Raw genomic sequence first — 18,015 nt, 5'->3', positions numbered from 1 at the left:
CGGGCTTCAGCCCGAGGTGCAAGTCAATTCTCCCGGTTCCGGCGCAGGGTCGACGTCGCCGTCACCGCCGCGCCCGCCAGGACCACCGCTCCCGCGACAGCCGCGGCCTGCATACCGCTGGTGAACGCCTCCCGTGCCGCCACCGCCAGGGCGTCTCCCGCGCGCCCCGGCAGCTGACCGGCGACCGCGAGAGCGCCGCCGAGCGTCTCCCGGGCGGGGGCCGGCGCGGAGGACGGCATCTCGTGGCGGTAGACCGCCGTGCCGATGGAGCCGAGGACTGCCATGCCCAGGGCGCCGCCGAACTCGGTGCCGGTCTCCAGCAGGGAGGAGGCGGAACCGGCGCGCTCGGCCGGGGCGGCACCCAGCGCCAGGTCCGTCATCTGGGACATCACCACGACGACCCCGGAGGCGAGCACCCCGCAGGCGGTCAGGACGAGCCACATCGAGTCGGTGCCGGCGAGAGCGAGCAGGGCGTACCCGGCGGCGGCGGTCGCGAAGCCCGCCGCGACGACGTGGGCCCGGTCGACGCCCTTCTGGACCAGGGAGGTGGCCAGCGGGGCGGCCATACCGATCGGCACCGAAGGCAGCAGCGCCCACAGGGCGGCCTCCAGCGCGTTCTTGCCGAGGACCGACTGGAGGTACTGCGTGGTGAAGAAGGCCGAGCCCATCATGCCGAACGCGGAGACGAGGTTCAGGACGACCGCGGGGGCGAAGCCGGGGCCGCGGAACAGGGCGGGGGAGATCATCGGGTTCGCCGCGGTGCGCTGGCGGTGGACGAAGAGGGCGGCGAAGAGCAGGCCGACGGTGATCGAGACGACGTAGAGGGTGTGCGGGCCTTCGGCGGTGATCTCCTTCAGGCCGTAGATCACGGGGAGCACGGCCGCCATGGACAGCGGGACGCTCGGCCAGTCGAAGCGGCCGGGGGCGGGGTCGCGGGACTCCGGAAGCAGGATCGGGCCGAGGACCAGCAGCAGCGCCATCGCGGGCAGGTTGACCAGGAAGACCGAGCCCCACCAGAAGTACTCGACCAGCACGCCGCTCATCACCGAGCCGAGTGCGACCCCGGCCGTCATCACGCCGGACCACAGGCCGATCGCCTTCACACGCTGGGCCGGGTCGGTGAACATCGTGCGCACCAGGGCCATCGTCGAGGGCATCAGGGTCGCGCCGCCGATGCCGAGGACCGCGCGGGCCGCGATCAGGGTCTCGGCGCTGTCGGCGTAGGCGGCGACCAGCGAGGCGGCGCCGAAGGCGACCGCGCCGCCGAGCAGCAGCCTGCGGCGGCCGATGCGGTCGCCGAGCGAGCCCATCGTCATCAGCAGGCCGGCCAGCACGAACCCGTAGATGTCGAAGATCCACAGCTGCTGGGTGCCGCTCGGCTCCAGGTCCGCGCTGATCGCCGGAATGGCGAAGTAGAGGACCGAGACGTCCATCGAGACAAGGAGCAGCGGCAGCATCAGCACGCCGAGGGCGGTCCATTCACGGCGGCCGGCTCGGGGGCCGGCCGGGTTCTCGGTGGTGCGGGTCGAGTTCGTCATGCCGAGGACTGTACGAGCGTATTAAACGATTGTCTAGAACGATTGTATAATTCATTCGTCTAGGACGCCTGTATGGATCCTGGGGTACGCTGGCCCGCATGGGACACCGCGAGGATCTGCTCGAAGGCGCCAAGCGCTGCCTGCTGGAGAAGGGGTTCGCGCGCACGACGGCACGCGACATCGTGAAGGAGTCGGGGACCAACCTCGCCTCGATCGGCTACCACTACGGCTCGAAGGACGCGCTGCTGGCGCAGGCCTACGTGACGCTGGTGGAGGAGCTGTCCGGTGCTTTCGAGGGGGGCGCGCCGGGCGAGCCACCGGGCGGGCCCGGTTCCCTGGAGCGCTTCCGGGCCGTCTGGGCGAACGTCATCGCCACCATGCGCGAACCCGGCTCGCTCTGGCGGCTCAGCATGGAGATCGTCGTCATGGGTGACCAACTGCCGGGTGTACGTGACGAGTTGGCGCGGGCCCAGCGGGAGGGCTCGCGTGGTTTCGTCTCGCTCCTCATGGGCGTGCCCGAGGAGGAGGTCACGGACGCGACCGCGGACACCCTCGGCGGCTTCTACACCACCCTGATGCTGGGCCTCATCGCGCAGTGGACCTTCGATCCCAAGACCGCGCCCGACGCCGACGCGCTCACCGAGGGGCTGCGCCAGGTCATCGAGGGTGCCACGAACCGCTGACCCGCAGCGAGGTCAGAGCCGGGCCGCCTTCAGGGTCATGTGCAGCAGCAGCCGGTCCTCGCCGTCGTCCAGGTCCAGGCCCGTCAGCTGCTCCACCCGGGACAGCCGGTAGTACAACGTCTGGCGGTGGATGCCCAGTTCGGCGGCGGTGCGGCCGGCCTGGCCCGCGCGGTCGAGGTAGACCTCGGCGGTACGGGCGAGTTCACGGTGGGCGGGGGTCAACAGGGGGCGTACGGCGGGGTCCTGGGCGCTCTCCCGGGGGAGGGCCGTGAGCAGCCGGAAGGGGCCGATGGACGCCCACTGGGCGACCGGACCCAGCCGGGGTTCCGCGAGCGCCGCCCGCGCGGAGGCCGCCGCCTCCTGCCAGACCGTGCCCAGGGCCGTCAGGCCCGCCCGTCCGGCGGCGATGCCCGCGGCGGCCCCCGGCGCCCGCTCCAGCAGCCGGGACGCCACCGCGCCCGCCGGGGTCACCACGTCCGTCGAGCGCAGCCGCACCAGCACCGCCAGGCAGTGGCCCTCGGTGCTCCATGGCACCGTGCACAGGGCCGTGGCTCCTGGGAGCGTGCGTAGGGACGGCGCGTCGTCCGGGTCGGCGGACGGCCAGGGGGCCACGCACACCACCGTGTGCGGGACGTCGGCGCGGGTGCCGAGCGCGGTGCGCAGCTCGGCCACCGCCATGTCCCGCTGCCAGCCGGCCTCGGCGGTCAGCACCGCCCGCAGCTCCCGGGTGAGGTCGGCCCCGTGCTGGGCCTCGTCCGCGAGCAGCGCCCCGATCCGCCCGGCCACCTCCATCGCGGCCGCCAGCTGGGTGTCCGAGGGGCCCGGATCGTCGTCCAGGAGCCAGACGTACCCGAGGACGACCCCCCGATGGCGCACGGGGAGGCAGACGCGCCCCCGGTGCACGCCCGCCTCCGGGGTGGGCGGGATCCGGACCGGGCCGGTCGCCCGGGTGATGCCGAAGCCCTCGAACCAGGTGCGGACGGCCGCCGTCGAGCGCCGGGTCAGGATCGAGCGGGTGCGCACCGGGTCCAGCGCGGCGGCGTCCAGCTCGTCCTCGCTGTCGTACGCGCCGAAGGTGATCAGCTCGAAGTCCCGGTTCTCCAGGGTCGCGGGGGCGCCGAGCAGCTCGGAGATCTCGTCGACCAGCTCCTGGTAGTCACCCCGGTATTCGGACGTCACCTGGGCATTCTCCCCCATCTCCGCGGGGCCTTCATACATCTGTCTGAGATCGGTGGCACGGATGCGTGACAGCTGTCGATGGCCCACGATCGGAGGGATCCTTAGGTTTCACGGTGGTTCTCCGTGCCGTTCCCGGATCGTCGGGCATCGGCCTCATGTGTGCTGGTATGTGGAGGTGCCCCGTGCTGGGTCCCGTGATTCTCGCCGCGTCGCGCAGCGACCGGATGCGACGCCTTATCTCGGCGGCCCCGGTGACCAAGCAGGTCGTCGACCGCTTCATCCCGGGTGAGACGGTCGACGACATCGTGCCGATCATCGAGGACCTCACCGACAAGGGTCTGGAGCTGACGATGGACGTCGTCGGCGAGGACATCACCACCCCCGAGCAGGCCACCGCCGCCCGGGACGCCTATCTGGCGCTGATCGACCGGCTGCGGGACCTCGGCCTGGGCGAGCGGGTCGAGATGTCGGTCAAGCTGTCGATGTTCGGACAAGCCCTCCCGTCGCCCACCACCGCCCTGCTCGAAGGGCCCTCCGGGCCCGCCCCTGCATTCCAGAGCGGCCACGAGCTGGCCCTCGCCAACGTCCGCCCGGTCGTCGAGGCCGCCGCCGCCATCGGCACCACCGTCACCCTCGACGCCGAGGACCACACCACCCTCGACTCGATGTTCGCCATCCACGAGGAACTGCGGACGGACTTCCCGCAGACCGGCTGCGTCATCCAGGCCTACCTCTTCCGCACCGAGGCCGACGCCCGCCGCCTCGCCGCGAGCGGCAGCCGCGTCCGGCTCGTCAAGGGCGCGTACAAGGAGCCCGCCGAGGTCGCCTACCAGCAGAAGCACGAGATCGACAAGGCGTACGTCCGTGTCCTGCGCACGCTGATGGAGGGCGAGGGGTACCCGATGATCGGGTCCCACGACCCGCGCCTGATCTCCGTCGCCCAGGAACTCGCCCGCAAGGCCGGCCGCAAGCTCGACGAGTACGAGTTCCAGATGCTGTACGGCATCCGCGGCGAGGAGCACCTCCGGCTGGCCGCCGAGGGCCACCGCATGCGCGTCTACACCGCCTACGGCACCGACTGGTACGGCTACTTCATGCGGCGCCTCGCCGAGAAGCCGGCGAACCTGCGCTTCTTCGTCCGCAGCATGCTGACCAAGGGCTGAGCCCGAACCACCCGCTCAAGTCAAGGAGTACGGATCCCATGGACGCTGTGACCCAGGTCCCCACCCCCGTCAACGAGCCGGTGCACGGCTACGCCCCCGGCTCGCCCGAGCGCGCCCGGCTGGAGGCCAAGCTCAAGGAACTGGCCGACAACCCGATCGACCTGCCCTGCACCATCGGCGGCGAGCGGCGGACGGGCGGCGGCGAGTCGTTCCAGGTGGTCCAGCCGCACAACCACAAGGCCATCCTCGGCACCGGCCGCCACGCCACCCAGCAGGACGCGCAGGACGCGATCGACGCGGCCCTCGCCGCCGCGCCCGCCTGGCGCGCCATGTCCTTCGACGACCGCGCCGCGATCATCCTGCGCGCCGCGGAGCTGCTGGCCGGCCCCTGGCGCGAGACCATCGCCGCCTCCACCATGCTCGGCCAGTCCAAGACCGCCCAGCAGGCCGAGATCGACAGCCCCTGCGAGCTGGTCGACTTCTGGCGCTTCAACGTCCACTACGCCCGCCAGATCCTGGCCGAGCAGCCCCCGGCCAACTCGCCGGGCGTGTGGAACCGCCTCGACCACCGCCCGCTCGAGGGCTTCGTCTACGCGATCACGCCGTTCAACTTCAGCGCCATCGCCGCCAACCTGCCGACGGCCCCCGCGCTGATGGGCAACGTGGTCGTGTGGAAGCCGTCGCCGACCCAGACGCACGCCGCCGTGCTGCTCATGCAGCTGCTGGAGGAGGCGGGCCTGCCCAAGGGCGTCATCAACCTCGTCACCGGTGACGGCATCGCCGTCTCCGAGGTCGCCCTCGTCCACCGCGACCTGGCCGGCATCCACTTCACCGGCTCGACCAAGACCTTCCAGTACCTGTGGAAGACGGTCGGCACCAACATCGAGAAGTACCGCTCCTACCCGCGTCTGGTCGGCGAGACCGGCGGCAAGGACTTCGTCGTCGCCCACCCGAGCGCCGACCGCGCGGTCCTGAAGACGGCCCTGACCCGGGGTGCCTTCGAGTACCAGGGCCAGAAGTGCTCCGCGACCTCCCGCGCCTACGTCCCGGCGTCGATCTGGAACTCCGGCTTCAAGGAGGAGTTCGCGGCCGAGGTCGACTACCTGACCATGGGTGACGTCACCGACCTGTCGAACTTCATCGGCGCCGTCATCGACGAGCGCTCGTTCGCCAAGAACAAGGCCGCCATCGACCGCGCCAAGGCCGACCCGAGCTGCACGATCGTCGCGGGCGGCTCCTACGACGACTCGGTCGGCTGGTTCGTCCGGCCGACGGTCATCGAGTGCACCGACCCGGAGAACGAGGTCTTCACCACCGAGTACTTCGGCCCGATCCTCGCCGTGCATGTCTACGAGGACGAGAAGTACGACGAGATGCTGACCCAGATGGAGTCGGTGTCCGACTACGCCCTGACCGGCTCGGTCATCTCCGGCGACCGCGCCGCGACCGCGTACACGATGGAGCGGCTGCGCTACGCGGCCGGCAACTTCTACATCAACGACAAGTCGACCGGTGCCGTCGTCGGCCAGCAGCCCTTCGGCGGCGGCCGTGCCTCCGGCACCAACGACAAGGCCGGTGCCCCGCAGAACCTGATGCGCTGGACGCTGACCCGCGCCATCAAGGAGACGCTGGTCGCCCCGACCGACTACGGGTACCCGCACATGGGCTGACACCCCCACAGCGAGAAGGGCCGGACCTCACGAGGGTCCGGCCCTTTCGCGTGCCCGGAAAAGCGCAGGCCGGCGGGGGGTGACCGGGTCCGCCGTCTCAGATAGTAGGAAGTCCGAGTAATTGTGGAGACAGGCGCGTGCTCCTCCCTTACTTTTGTAGGAGCCGAACGTCTCGCTCGATCAAGCGAATGGCGGTCGAGAGCCGGGCCCCGTGCAGGCAACCCCTGTGGCCCACCCGCTCCCCGCCCCTCTGGGGGCACCACCCACGCCTATCGGGCAGTGGGGGAGTCTCTCCCGTCCGCACTCCCTGGTTCCTCGAAGGAGTCGATTTCCCATGGCCGAGACGACCGTCCGCCGCCGAGTCCGCCACACCTCCCGCACGAGCGAGTCCGACCGCAAGAACGCCGCCGCCGCGCTCCAGCGTGCCCTCGACCGCCGCGACAACGGCGGCGAGACCGGCCACGGCCACCCGTAGACCGGGCCGGCCGATCAAGTCCGGGAGCCGCACCCGCACGGGGTGCGGCGCGGGTCTCGAACGGGACTTCGGACCCCGCCGCACCTCGAACTCCCGTTGCCCGCAGGGCGCGCGCCGTCCGTATGGCGGACGGTCCGTGTCATCCCATGGGACGAGGAGTAGGGTTCCCGCATGTCTCGCAGCATCAATCTCGCAGTGATTCCCGGTGACGGCATCGGCCAGGAGGTCGTGGCCGAAGGTCTCAAGGTCCTCTCCGCCGTCCTTCCGCAGGATGTGAAGCTGGAGACCGAGGAGTACGACTTCGGCGCCAAGCGGTACCACGACACCGGTGAGACCCTCACCGACGCCGACCTCGACGCGCTGAAGCGGCACGACGCCATCCTGCTGGGCGCCATCGGCGACCCGTCGGTCCCCTCCGGCGTCCTGGAGCGCGGCTTCCTGCTCAAGCTCCGCTTCGCCTTCGACCACCACGTCAACCTGCGTCCGAGCAAGCTGCTCCCGGGTGTGGCGACCCCCCTCGCCGGTGAGCCGCAGATCGACTTCGTCGTGGTCCGCGAGGGCACCGAGGGCCCGTACACCGGCAACGGCGGCACCATCCGCAAGGGCACCGAGCACGAGGTCGCCACCGAGGTCTCCGTGAACACGGCCTTCGGTGTCGAGCGCGTGGTCCGCGACGCCTTCGCCCGCGCCCAGGCCCGCCCCCGCAAGAAGCTCGCGCTGATCCACAAGAACAACGTGCTGACCTTCGCGGGTCACCTGTGGACCAACGTCTTCAACAAGGTGGCCGAGGAGTTCCCCGAGGTCACCACCGAGTACATGCACGTCGACGCGGCGACCATCTACCTGGTCACCCAGCCCGAGCGGTTCGACGTCATCGTCACCGACAACCTCTTCGGTGACATCATCACCGACCTCGCCGCGGCCGTCTCCGGCGGCATCGGCGTCGCCGCGAGCGGCAACATCAACCCCTCCGGCGACTTCCCGTCGATGTTCGAGCCCGTGCACGGCTCCGCGCCCGACATCGCCGGCCAGGGCAAGGCCGACCCCACCGCCACGGTCCTGTCCGTCGCCCTCCTCCTGCGCCACCTCGGCTACGACTCCGAGGCCGCCCGCATCGAGGACGCCGTCTCCGCCGACCTCGCGGAGCGCACCGGCAAGCCCGCCCGCTCCACTTCCGAGATCGGCGACGCGCTCGCCGTACGAGTAGCCGGCTGACCCGCCGAGCCGCGCCGCACACGCTGCACGAAGCCGTCGGGTCGCATCCGCGCCCGGCGGCTTCCGCATGTCCCCCGCCGGGTGCCACCATCATCCCCGGGTCGCATTCACGCCGTTTTCTTCCTCGGATCCCGCTTGCGATAATCGAACGCGGAGCCGCGAAATGAGGGAATGCTCGGACGTCCTAGCACTGGCCACCGGCCGTGCGGGCGTGAGCGCGGCCCGTCACTACAACCGGTGAAGGACAACCACTCATGACGACGCCCACGATCGAGCTCAAGCCCTCCGCCAGCCCCCTCGCCGCCACCGAGCGGGAGGCGATCCTGGCGAACCCCGGGTTCGGCCGCCACTTCACCGACCACATGGTGACGATCAAGTGGACCGAGGGGCGCGGCTGGCACGACGGCCAGCTCGTCCCGTACGCGCCGATCCCGCTCGACCCGGCCACCACCGTCCTGCACTACGCCCAGGAGATCTTCGAGGGGCTGAAGGCCTACCGCCGCCCCGACGGCTCGGTCGCCACCTTCCGCCCGGACCGCAACGCCCTGCGCTTCCAGGCCTCCGCCCGCCGGCTGGCCATGCCCGAGCTGCCGATCGAGACGTTCGTCGCGGCCTGTGACGCGCTGGTCGCCCAGGACAAGGACTGGGTGCCCGCGCACGGCGGCGAGGAGTCCCTCTACCTGCGCCCCTTCATGATCGCGACCGAGGTCGGCCTGGGCGTGAAGCCGGCCAACGAGTACCTCTTCCTGGTGATCGCCTCCCCGGCCGGCGCCTACTTCCCCGGCGGCGTCAAGCCCGTCTCCATCTGGGTCTCCGAGGACCACGTCCGCGCCGTCCCCGGCGGTATGGGCGACGCCAAGACCGGCGGCAACTACGCCGCCTCCCTCCTCGCCCAGGCCGAGGCCGCCCAGCAGGGCTGCGCCCAGGTCTGCTACCTCGACGCGGTCGAGCGCAGGTGGGTCGAGGAGCTGGGCGGCATGAACCTGTACTTCGTGTACGGCAACAAGATCATCACCCCGTCCCTCACCGGCTCCATCCTGGAGGGCGTCACCCGCGACAGCCTCCTCACGGTCGCCCGCGACCTCGGCTACGAGGCCGAGGAGGGCCGCGTCTCCGTCGACCAGTGGCAGCGCGACTCCGCCGACGGCACCCTGACCGAGGTCTTCGCCTGCGGCACCGCCGCCGTGATCACCCCGGTCGGCACGGTCAAGCGCACCGGCTCCGAGTGGCAGCAGTCGGGCGGCGAGCCCGGCGAGGTCACCCTCAAGCTGCGCCAGGCCCTGCTGGACATCCAGCGCGGCACGGCCGAGGACACGCACGGCTGGATGCACGAGCTGGGCTAGCCGTCCCCTCCTGGTCAGGGTCGTTCCCTCCCGATCAGGTCGCTCCCTCACGATCAGGGCCGTCCGGACACCGTGTCCGTGGCGGCCCTGTCCCGTTCCCGGGAGTCGTGCGGGATTGAGCGGCGCTCAAAAGTGAAGTCCGCGGGTCTTTCGCTTTCGCTGCCGACCTGCTTAGAGTGACGCTCTAAGCAAAAGGAGGGCACCGTGCGACTCACCCCCACCGAGCGCGACCGCCTGCTGCTCTTCGGAGCCGCCGAACTGGCCCGGGCCCGCCGGGCGAGGGGGCTGCGGCTGAACGTGCCGGAGGCCACCGCCCTCGTCGCCGACACCGTCTGCGAGGCCGCCCGCGACGGCGCCCGGCTCGCCCAGGCGATCGAGCGCGCCCGGTCGGTCCTCGGGCCGGACGACGTCCTGCCCGGCGTCGCGGACGTCGTGACCGAGGTCCACGTCGAGGCCGTCTTCGACGACGGCTCCCGGCTCGCGGTGATCTCCGACCCGATCGGCGGCGGCCTGGGCGAGCGGGCTCCCGGCGCGCTGCTGCCGGGGCCCGGGCACACCGAGCCCGAGCCCCTGCTGCGGCTGACCGTCACCAACACCGCCGCCGTGCCGGTCTCCGTCACCTCCCACTTCCACTTCTTCGAGGCCAACCCGCGCCTGGACTTCGTACGGGAAAGGGCCTACGGGATGCGGCTCGCCGTCCCCGCCGGGTCCTCCGTGCGCTTCGGGCCGGGGGAGAGCGCCGAGGTCGGGCTGGTGCCGATCGGCGGCGAGCGGATCGCGATCGGCTTCGCCGGGCTGGTCGACGGCCCGCTGGACGCGCCGGGCGCCAAGCGGGAGGCCCTTCGCCGGGCCGCCGCCTGCGGATATCTGGGAGCGGAGCGGTGAATCCGTACGAGTACGCCGCCACCCACGGCCCGCGCGCCGGAGACCGCATCCGGCTCGGCGACTCGGGGCTGACGATCCGCGTCGAGTCCGACTCCCAGCGCTACGGCGACGAGTTCCTCGCCGGGTTCGGCAAGACCGCCCGCGACGGACTGCACCTCAAGGCCGCCGCGGTCCGCGCGACCTGTGACGTCGTGATCAGCAACGTGGTCGTGATCGACGCGGTGCAAGGGATCCGGAAGGTCTCCATCGGCATCCGCGAGGGCCGGATCCACGCGATCGGACGGGCCGGGAACCCCGACACCCTCGACGGGGTCGACGTCGTCGTGGGCACCGGGACGTCCATCGTGTCCGGTGAGGGGCTGATCGCCACCGCCGGGGCCGTCGACACCCATGTCCACCTGCTGTCGCCGCGGATCATGGAGGCCTCGCTGGCCTCCGGGGTGACGACGATCATCGGGCAGGAGTTCGGGCCGGTGTGGGGCGTCGGCGTCAACTCGCCCTGGGCGCTGCGGCACGCGTTCAACGCCTTCGACGCCTGGCCGGTCAACATCGGCTTCCTGGGCCGGGGTTCGTCGTCCCACCCGGCGCCGCTCGTCGAGGCGCTCGCCGAGGGCGGCGCGTGCGGGTTCAAGGTGCACGAGGACATGGGCGCCCACACCCGGGCGCTGGACACGGCGCTGCGGGTCGCCGAGGAGCACGACGTCCAGGTGGCCCTGCACAGCGACGGGCTGAACGAATGCCTGTCCGTCGAGGACACCCTGCGGGTGCTGGAAGGGCGGACCGTCCACGCCTTCCACATCGAGGGCTGCGGCGGCGGACACGTGCCCAACGTCCTGAAGATGGCCGGTGTCCCGAATGTCATCGGTTCCTCCACCAACCCCACCCTGCCCTTCGGCCGGGACGCCGTCGCCGAGCACTACGGCATGATCGTCTCCGTCCACGGCCTGAAGACCGACCTGCCCGGCGACGCCGCCATGGCCCGCGACCGCATCCGGGCCGGCACCATGGGCGCCGAGGACGTGCTGCACGACCTGGGCGCGATCGGCATCACCTCGTCCGACGCGCAGGGCATGGGCCGGGCGGGCGAGACGGTCCGCCGTACGTTCGCCATGGCCGGGAAGATGAAGGCCGAGTTCGGCGCGCCGGACGACGGCCACGACAACGAGCGCGTCCTGCGCTACCTGGCCAAACTGACCATCAACCCGGCCATCGCCCACGGCCTTTCGCACGAGGTCGGGTCGATCGAGACCGGCAAGCTGGCCGACATCGTGCTGTGGCGGCCCGAGTACTTCGGCGCCAAGCCGCAGCTGGTCCTGAAGTCGGGCTTCCCGGCGTACGGCGTGGTCGGCGACCCCAACGCCGCCACGGACACCTGTGAACCGCTCGTCCTGGGCCCGCAGTTCGGGGCGTACGGCGCCACGCCCGCCGATCTCTCCGTGGCCTTCGTCGCCCGCGCCGCCCTCGACCAGGGAGACGACCGGATGCCGACCCGCCGCCGCCGGGTCGCCGTACGCGGCACCCGCGGGATCGGCCCGGCCGACCTGCGCCTCAATTCCCGTACCGGAGCGGTCGACGTCGACCAGCGCACGGGGCTGGTCACCCTCGACGGTGAACCGCTGCGCTCCGAGCCGGCCGAGTCCGTCTCCCTCAACCGCCTGTACTTCCTCTGAGACCCCTCTTTTCAAGGACATCGGACATGACCACACCCGCCGCCGACGGCTTCCGCATGCCCGCCGAGTGGACCCCGCACGAACGCACCTGGATGGCGTGGCCGGGCCCCAACCCCACCTTCGCCGACCGGGACGAGCTCATCACCGCCCGGATGGCTTGGGCTTCGGTGGCCCGTGCCGTCCTCCGCTTCGAGCCGGTGACGGTCGTGTGCGGCCGGGGTCAGTCGGCGGACGCGCAGGCGTTGCTCGGCCCGGGAGTCGACACCGTCGAACGCGACCTCGACGACGCCTGGATGCGCGACATCGGGCCCACCTTCCTGACGAACGGCCGCGAACTCGCCGCCGTCGACTGGACGTTCAACGGCTGGGGCGCCCAGCCCTGGGCCCGCTGGGAGCACGACGCGCGGATCGCCGGGTACGTCGCCGAGCTCGCGGGGGCACGGACGTACGCCTCGAAGCTGGTGAACGAGGGCGGCGCGGTCCATGTCGACGGCGAGGGCACGGTCCTGCTGACGGAGACGGTCCAGCTCGGCCCGGAACGCAACCCCGGCTGGACGCGCGAGGAGGTCGAGGCCGAGATCCACGCCATGCTCGGCACCCGTACGGCGATCTGGCTGCCGCGCGGCCTCACCGGCGACTATCCCCCGCACGGCTTCGGCACCCTGGGGCACGTCGACATCGTGGCCGCGTTCGCCCGCCCCGGGGTCGTCGTCGCGCATTCCCAGCCGGATCCGGCGCACCCCGACCACGAGGTGACGAAGGAGGTCATCGGGGCGCTGAAGGCCCGGACGGACGCGCGGGGCCGCCGCCTGGAGGTCGTCGAGGTCCCGGCGCCCACCGTCCTGGAGGCCGACGGGCACTGGGCCGACTACTCCTACATCAACCACTACCTGTGCAACGGCGCGGTCGTGCTCTGCGGCTTCGGCGACCCCCGGGACGAGATCGCGGCGGGCATCTTCCGCCGGCTGTTCCCCGAGCGGACGGTCACGCTGGTCGACGCCCGTACGATCTTCTCCGGCGGCGGTGGCATCCACTGCGTCACGCAACAGCAGCCGAGGATCTAGGAGCAGCAGCGGATGGCCGGTGCGCGCAAGACCGCCCCTCCCCGTGAGGACGTCCTCGCCGTCGCCATGGCCATGATCGCCGAGCGCGGTCTGGAGAAGCTGACGATGGCGGCGCTCGGCCGCGAGGTCGGCATGAGCAGCGGGCACCTCCTCTACTACTTCCACTCCAAGGACGAACTGCTGCTGCGGACCCTGGAGTGGAGCGAGGGCCGCCTCGGCGTCGAGCGCGCCCGGCTGCTCACCCGGCCCGCCCCCGTCGGCGAGCGGCTGGACGCGTACGTCGACCTGTACGTCCCGGCCGGCCACCGCGACCCGCACTGGACGCTCTGGCTGGAGGTCTGGAACCGCTCGCAGAACGCCGACGACGCGGCCCGCGACCGGCAGGCCGCCATCGAGGGCGCCTGGCACCGCGACCTGGTCGCCCTGCTCGCCGAGGGGGTGTCGCGCGGCGAGTTCCGTCCCGTCGACCCCGACCGCTTCGCCGCCCGGCTGCGCGCCCTGCTGGACGGTTTCTCCATCCATGTGGCGATCGGTCTGCGCGGCACCGACCGGGAGCAGGTGCTCGCCCACGTCCGTGAGTTCCTCGATACGGCGCTGCTCGCATTCTGAGACACCCCGTGGGCATCCGGGCGGCTTGTGCCAAACTGCCCCCGTGTTCTCGTTCGCCACGATTATTGGCAGCAGGCGCGCCGGTCCGCAGTGACCACCACGTACGACCAGGTACGGGTGGCCACCGTCGTCCTCGACCCGCGCGCAGACCTCTCGCACCCGCGAGAGGTTTTTCGCTTTTCTGGCCCACCCGCAGCCGGGAGCGAGCGCACGAGGGACCATGGGGACGGTGGAGCCGGTCATTCCGGTAAGACCGAAGATCCACAACAGGAGCCTTGAGACCATGACCGAGACGGCAACCAGCGAGCTCGACGACTCGTTCCACGTCTTCGACACCACCCTGCGCGACGGCGCCCAGCGGGAGGGCATCAACCTCACCGTCGCCGACAAGCTCGCGATCGCACGGCACCTGGACGACTTCGGCGTCGGCTTCATCGAGGGCGGCTGGCCCGGCGCCAACCCGCGCGACACCGAGTTCTTCGCCCGCGCCCAGCAGGAGATCGAGTTCAGGAACGCCCAGCTGGTCGCCTTCGGCGCCACCCGCCGGGCCGGCGCCAAGGCGTCCGAGGACCCGCAGGTCAAGGCGCTCCTGGACTCGGGCGCCCCGGTCATCACCCTCGTCGCCAAGTCCCACGACCGCCATGTGGAACTCGCCCTGCGCACCACGCTGGACGAGAACCTGGAGATGGTCCGGGACACGGTCTCCCACCTCCGTGCGCAGGGCCGCCGGGTCTTCGTCGACTGCGAGCACTTCTTCGACGGCTACCGCGCCAACCCCGAGTACGCCAAGGCCGTGGTCCGCGCCGCGTCCGAGGCCGGCGCGGACGTGGTGATCCTCTGCGACACCAACGGCGGCATGCTGCCCGCCCAGGTGCAGGCGGTCGTCTCCACGGTCCTCGCCGACACCGGCGCCCGGCTCGGCATCCACGCCCAGGACGACACCGGCTGCGCGGTGGCCAACACCCTGGCCGCGGTGGACGCGGGCGCGACCCACGTGCAATGCACCGCGAACGGCTACGGCGAGCGCGTCGGCAACGCCAACCTCTTCCCGGTCGTCGCGGCGCTGGAGCTGAAGTACGGCAAGAAGGTGCTGCCCGAGGGCCGGCTGCGCGAGATGACCCGTATCTCGCACGCGATCGCCGAGGTCGTCAACCTCACCCCCTCCACCCACCAGCCGTACGTCGGCGTCTCCGCCTTCGCCCACAAGGCCGGCCTGCACGCCTCCGCCATCAAGGTCGACCCGGACCTCTACCAGCACATCGACCCCGAGCAGGTCGGCAACACCATGCGCATGCTGGTCTCCGACATGGCGGGCCGCGCCTCGGTCGAGCTGAAGGGCAAGGAACTCGGCATCGACCTCGGCGGCGACCGCGAACTGGTCGGCCGGGTCGTCGACCGGGTCAAGGAACGCGAGCTGAGGGGCTACACGTTCGAGGCGGCCGACGCCAGCTTCGAACTCCTGCTGCGCACCGAGGTCCAGGGCGGCAAGCCGCTGCGCTACTTCGAGGTGGAGTCCTGGCGGGCCATCGTCGAGGACCGCCCCGACGGCACCCACGCCAACGAGGCCACCGTCAAACTCTGGGCCAAGGGCGAGCGCATCGTCGCCACGGCCGAGGGCAACGGCCCGGTCAACGCCCTCGACCGTGCCCTGCGCGTGGCCCTGGAGAAGATCTACCCCCAGCTGGCCAAGCTCGACCTGGTCGACTACAAGGTCCGCATCCTCGAGGGCGTCCACGGCACCCAGTCCACCACCCGCGTCCTGATCTCCACGACGGACGGGGCGGGGGAGTGGTCCACGGTGGGCGTCGCGGAGAACGTCATCGCCGCCTCCTGGCAGGCCCTGGAGGACGCGTACACGTACGGCCTGCTGCGGGCGGGTGTGACGCCGGCGGAGTGAGCACGGCGGATCAGGGAGCCCGCCAGACGTTGTCGAAGGCGGAGTCCTCGATCCGGCGGCGCTGCCGTACGGCCTCCAGTTCGGTCAGCGCGCCGCCCACGGCCGCCAGGACGGCCACCGTGTCGTCGGGGAGGCCCGAGGGCTCGGCCGCCCCTTCCTCGGGGATGCCCAGGGCGGCCGCGAGCCCGACGAGCACGGGCTCGCGGGAGGCCCAGTGGCCGGCCGCCTCCCGCCGGGCCGGCGACTCGGCCGGAGCGCCCCGCCTGCCGGAGCGCGCCGGCCAGGGGCGGCGGGGCCGGCCGGCCCGCTCCTCGGCCTCCAGCGCCGCGGCGTAGGTGGCGGCCAGACCGTCCCCCCGGCGCCACAGCCAGTCCTCCACGGACTCGTGCGGCGGCTGCCGGGCGAGGGCCGCCCCGGCCTCGTCCAGCAGCCGGTCGCCCATGGCCGGCACCGTGCCGGGCAGGACGCGGTCGTCGTCCAGCGTCACCGCGCCGGCGGCCAGCAGATCGGCCAGCTCGGCCCCCGCCAGGGCCAGCGACAGATCTCCCTGTTCCACGGGCCGGTCGGCCGGTACGTCCAGGGAGACGAACAACAGGTCCCGTGCAGTGGTCATGTCGGACTCCAGGTCGGTTTCCCCCATCGTCCACCAGGCACCGGCCCGAAGCACGTTCTACCGCAAGGTCCACTTCTGGTTCGCCGCGCCCGTGCACGACCAGATCTGGGCCCGTGCCCCGTTCGCCGACGAGTTGCCCGTCACGTCGAGGCACTTGTTCGCGGTCAGGTTCACCACGTCACCCGTCGAGGTGCTGTACGACCACTGCTGCGCGCCCGAGCCGTTGCACGTGTACAACTGCGTCTTCGCGCCGTCGGCGGTCGAACCCGACGTCACGTCCAGGCACTTGCCGAGCGCCCGCACCGACCCGTCGGGCCGCACGGTCCAGGTCTGGGCCGCCGTGCCGTTGCAGTCGTAGAGCTGGACCGCCGTCCCGTCGGCGCTCGAACCGCCCGCCACGTCGAGGCACTTGCCCGCGAGCCCGGTGAGGGAGCCCGACCGCTCGGCGTCGCCGGACTGGGTGCCGGACCAGGTGAAGGTCGCCGAGGTCTTGCCGGGCAGTGAGTAGGTGGCGTGCTGGGAACCCCAGTTGACGGTCACCGTCCGGGCCGTGGCCGCGTCGTTGTAGGCGATCAGCGCCTTCGAGCCGTCGGGGTTGCGCCAGGCCACGTTCGGCACGGTGGAGGAGGCGGTGGAGGCGATCCGCTGGGCGCCGGGGCGGACGAACTTCGTCAGATGGCCCATCGTGTAGTACTCGACCGTGTAGTCGACGGTCCCGCTCGCGCCGTCCCCGTTGTGCACGGTGATCAGCCCGCCGCACGTCCCACAGCCTCCGTTGTGCGGCCCCCGGTTCTGGTCGACGGCCAGCGACCACTTGGTCACCGACTTCGCCCAGTTGCGGGTGTAGTCCACGATGTTGAGCATGTCCTCGCGCTGCTGGTCGGCGATCCAGGTGCCGCCCGAGTGCTCGGTGCCGAAGGCGTCCAGCTGCGGGTACTGGTTGTGGACGGCGGTCTGCTCGGTGACGTCACCGCCGTAGCCGTGCCAGGCGATCCCGCCGAAGTTCGGATGGCTGCGGACCGCCGCGTCGTCCACCGTCCGGGCGGCGTACGCGTCGTACACGTCCCAGTTCCAGTCGTGTGCGAGGACCTTCGTGGACAGCCCCGCCGCCTGGAGCTTCGGCAGCAGCTCGCTCTTGGTGAAGTACGCCAGCCCGCTCGCGTTCCAGCTCATCGACGGGTAGCCCGAGCAGCAGGTCGGCTCGTTCTGCGCGGTCACGTACGCCACCGGGATCCCCTGGTCGCGGTACGCCTGGAGGTACTTCACGAAGTACGAGGCGTACGCCCCGTAGTACTCGGACTTCAGCCAGCCCCCGTTGAGCTGCCCGCTGTCCTTCATCCACGCCGGTGCCGTCCAGGGCGAGGCCATCACGGTCAGGGACGGGTTCAGCTGGAGCGCCTGCCGGGTCAGGGGCACGACGTCCGCGAGGTCGTGCGCGATCGAGAACCGGGACAGCGAGGCGTCCGTCTGCCCGGCCGGCAGGTCGTCGTAGGTGTACCCGAACCGCGCCAGGTCCGAGGCGCCCATCGGGTTGCGCAGGAAGGACAGCCCGATGCCCTCGGTCGGCGAGAACAGCTTGCGCATGGTCGCGTCCCGGGTGGCCTGCGTGAGCGCCTCGCTGCCGTTCATCAGCCAGGCCGCGGTGTCGGTGAAGGACGCCCCACCGCCGGTGAAGGTCTGGTAGCGGGTGTTCTCGTCGACGGTGATGTTCTCGCCGTCACCGCCGGCGCCCGCCTGGAAGGCGAACGGGGCCTGTTGCTGGAGGCCGCGGACCACGTGCCGGCCGCCGGCGTCGTCGGTGGTGGTCAGCCAGGCGGTGACCTGCTCGCCGGCGGCCTGTGCGGGGGGTGCGGCCGAGAGGAGACCGGCCGTGGAGAGCAGTCCGGCCAGCAGCAGCCGGACCGCGTGGGGGGTTCTCCGTATGGTGCGTCTCATGGTGCGTCGCCCTTCTTGACGGGACGTCTTGACGGGTCTGCGTGGCGCCAGTTAACTCACGGCATGATCTAAGTCA

At 71.4% G+C, this 18,015-nt stretch carries 15 protein-coding genes; 11 read left to right on the top strand and 4 right to left on the bottom strand.

Annotation, left to right across the window (positions count from 1 at the left end; all coding sequences use genetic code 11):
• Positions 1–23: 23 nt before the first annotated feature.
• Entirely contained in the window at positions 24–1,538 is a 1,515-nt protein-coding gene (locus ACZ6D7_RS30075) for an MFS transporter (RefSeq protein ID WP_469497372.1), read from the bottom strand.
• Positions 1,539–1,636: 98 nt separating this feature from the next.
• On the opposite strand from ACZ6D7_RS30075, the gene ACZ6D7_RS30070 reads away from it, so the two are divergent.
• Complete coding sequence (locus tag ACZ6D7_RS30070; protein ID WP_469497367.1) at positions 1,637–2,221, top strand: TetR/AcrR family transcriptional regulator; 585 nt, start codon at positions 1,637–1,639, stop codon at positions 2,219–2,221.
• A gap of 12 nt (positions 2,222–2,233) precedes the next feature.
• Here ACZ6D7_RS30070 and ACZ6D7_RS30065 read toward each other — a convergent pair whose 3' ends face one another.
• On the bottom strand, positions 2,234–3,418 hold the full coding sequence (locus ACZ6D7_RS30065) for a PucR family transcriptional regulator (protein ID WP_469497364.1): 1,185 nt from the start codon (positions 3,416–3,418) through the stop codon (positions 2,234–2,236).
• Between the two features lie 164 nt (positions 3,419–3,582).
• On the opposite strand from ACZ6D7_RS30065, the gene ACZ6D7_RS30060 reads away from it, so the two are divergent.
• The 10 genes from ACZ6D7_RS30060 to cimA all read left to right on the top strand — a co-directional run bounded on the left by ACZ6D7_RS30060 (position 3,583) and on the right by cimA (position 15,391).
• Positions 3,583–4,563, top strand: a complete 981-nt coding sequence (locus tag ACZ6D7_RS30060) for a proline dehydrogenase family protein (protein ID WP_469497361.1) — start codon at positions 3,583–3,585, stop codon at positions 4,561–4,563.
• Positions 4,564–4,601: 38 nt separating this feature from the next.
• Entirely contained in the window at positions 4,602–6,233 is a 1,632-nt protein-coding gene (gene pruA, locus ACZ6D7_RS30055) for an L-glutamate gamma-semialdehyde dehydrogenase (protein ID WP_469497358.1), read from the top strand.
• A 334-nt stretch (positions 6,234–6,567) separates the two neighbouring features.
• Positions 6,568–6,708: a hypothetical protein gene (locus ACZ6D7_RS30050; protein ID WP_469497355.1), complete on the top strand. Its 141-nt coding sequence runs from the start codon at positions 6,568–6,570 to the stop codon at positions 6,706–6,708.
• Positions 6,709–6,879: 171 nt separating this feature from the next.
• Positions 6,880–7,923: a 3-isopropylmalate dehydrogenase gene (locus tag ACZ6D7_RS30045; protein ID WP_469497353.1), complete on the top strand. Its 1,044-nt coding sequence runs from the start codon at positions 6,880–6,882 to the stop codon at positions 7,921–7,923.
• 254 nt (positions 7,924–8,177) lie between these two features.
• Positions 8,178–9,266 (top strand): branched-chain amino acid aminotransferase, encoded by a 1,089-nt coding sequence (locus ACZ6D7_RS30040; protein ID WP_469497349.1) that lies wholly within the window; start codon positions 8,178–8,180, stop codon positions 9,264–9,266.
• A 204-nt stretch (positions 9,267–9,470) separates the two neighbouring features.
• Positions 9,471–10,151 (top strand): urease subunit gamma, encoded by a 681-nt coding sequence (ureA, locus tag ACZ6D7_RS30035; protein ID WP_469497347.1) that lies wholly within the window; start codon positions 9,471–9,473, stop codon positions 10,149–10,151.
• A complete protein-coding gene (locus tag ACZ6D7_RS30030) occupies positions 10,148–11,821 on the top strand; it encodes an urease subunit alpha (protein WP_469497346.1) in 1,674 nt (557 codons plus the stop codon). The genes ureA and ACZ6D7_RS30030 overlap by 4 nt, the downstream gene beginning before the upstream one ends.
• Before the next feature lie 26 nt (positions 11,822–11,847).
• The gene (locus ACZ6D7_RS30025; protein WP_469497344.1) at positions 11,848–12,885 is read left to right on the top strand and encodes an agmatine deiminase family protein; all 1,038 of its coding nucleotides are present in this window, start codon (positions 11,848–11,850) and stop codon (positions 12,883–12,885) included.
• A 12-nt stretch (positions 12,886–12,897) separates the two neighbouring features.
• Positions 12,898–13,494 (top strand): TetR/AcrR family transcriptional regulator, encoded by a 597-nt coding sequence (locus ACZ6D7_RS30020; RefSeq protein ID WP_469497342.1) that lies wholly within the window; start codon positions 12,898–12,900, stop codon positions 13,492–13,494.
• A gap of 283 nt (positions 13,495–13,777) precedes the next feature.
• Positions 13,778–15,391: a citramalate synthase gene (gene cimA / locus ACZ6D7_RS30015; RefSeq protein WP_469497338.1), complete on the top strand. Its 1,614-nt coding sequence runs from the start codon at positions 13,778–13,780 to the stop codon at positions 15,389–15,391.
• A gap of 10 nt (positions 15,392–15,401) precedes the next feature.
• Here the strand turns inward: cimA and ACZ6D7_RS30010 are convergent, their stop codons facing one another.
• The gene (locus tag ACZ6D7_RS30010) at positions 15,402–16,004 is read right to left on the bottom strand and encodes a GPP34 family phosphoprotein (protein WP_469497335.1); all 603 of its coding nucleotides are present in this window, start codon (positions 16,002–16,004) and stop codon (positions 15,402–15,404) included.
• 57 nt (positions 16,005–16,061) lie between these two features.
• Positions 16,062–17,939, bottom strand: a complete 1,878-nt coding sequence (locus ACZ6D7_RS30005) for a lectin (protein WP_469497332.1) — start codon at positions 17,937–17,939, stop codon at positions 16,062–16,064.
• Positions 17,940–18,015: the final 76 nt, after the last annotated feature.

The sequence above is a fragment of the Streptomyces sp. NPDC041784 genome, assembly GCF_055591025.1.
This window is presented reverse-complemented; position numbering and strand designations above follow the sequence as displayed.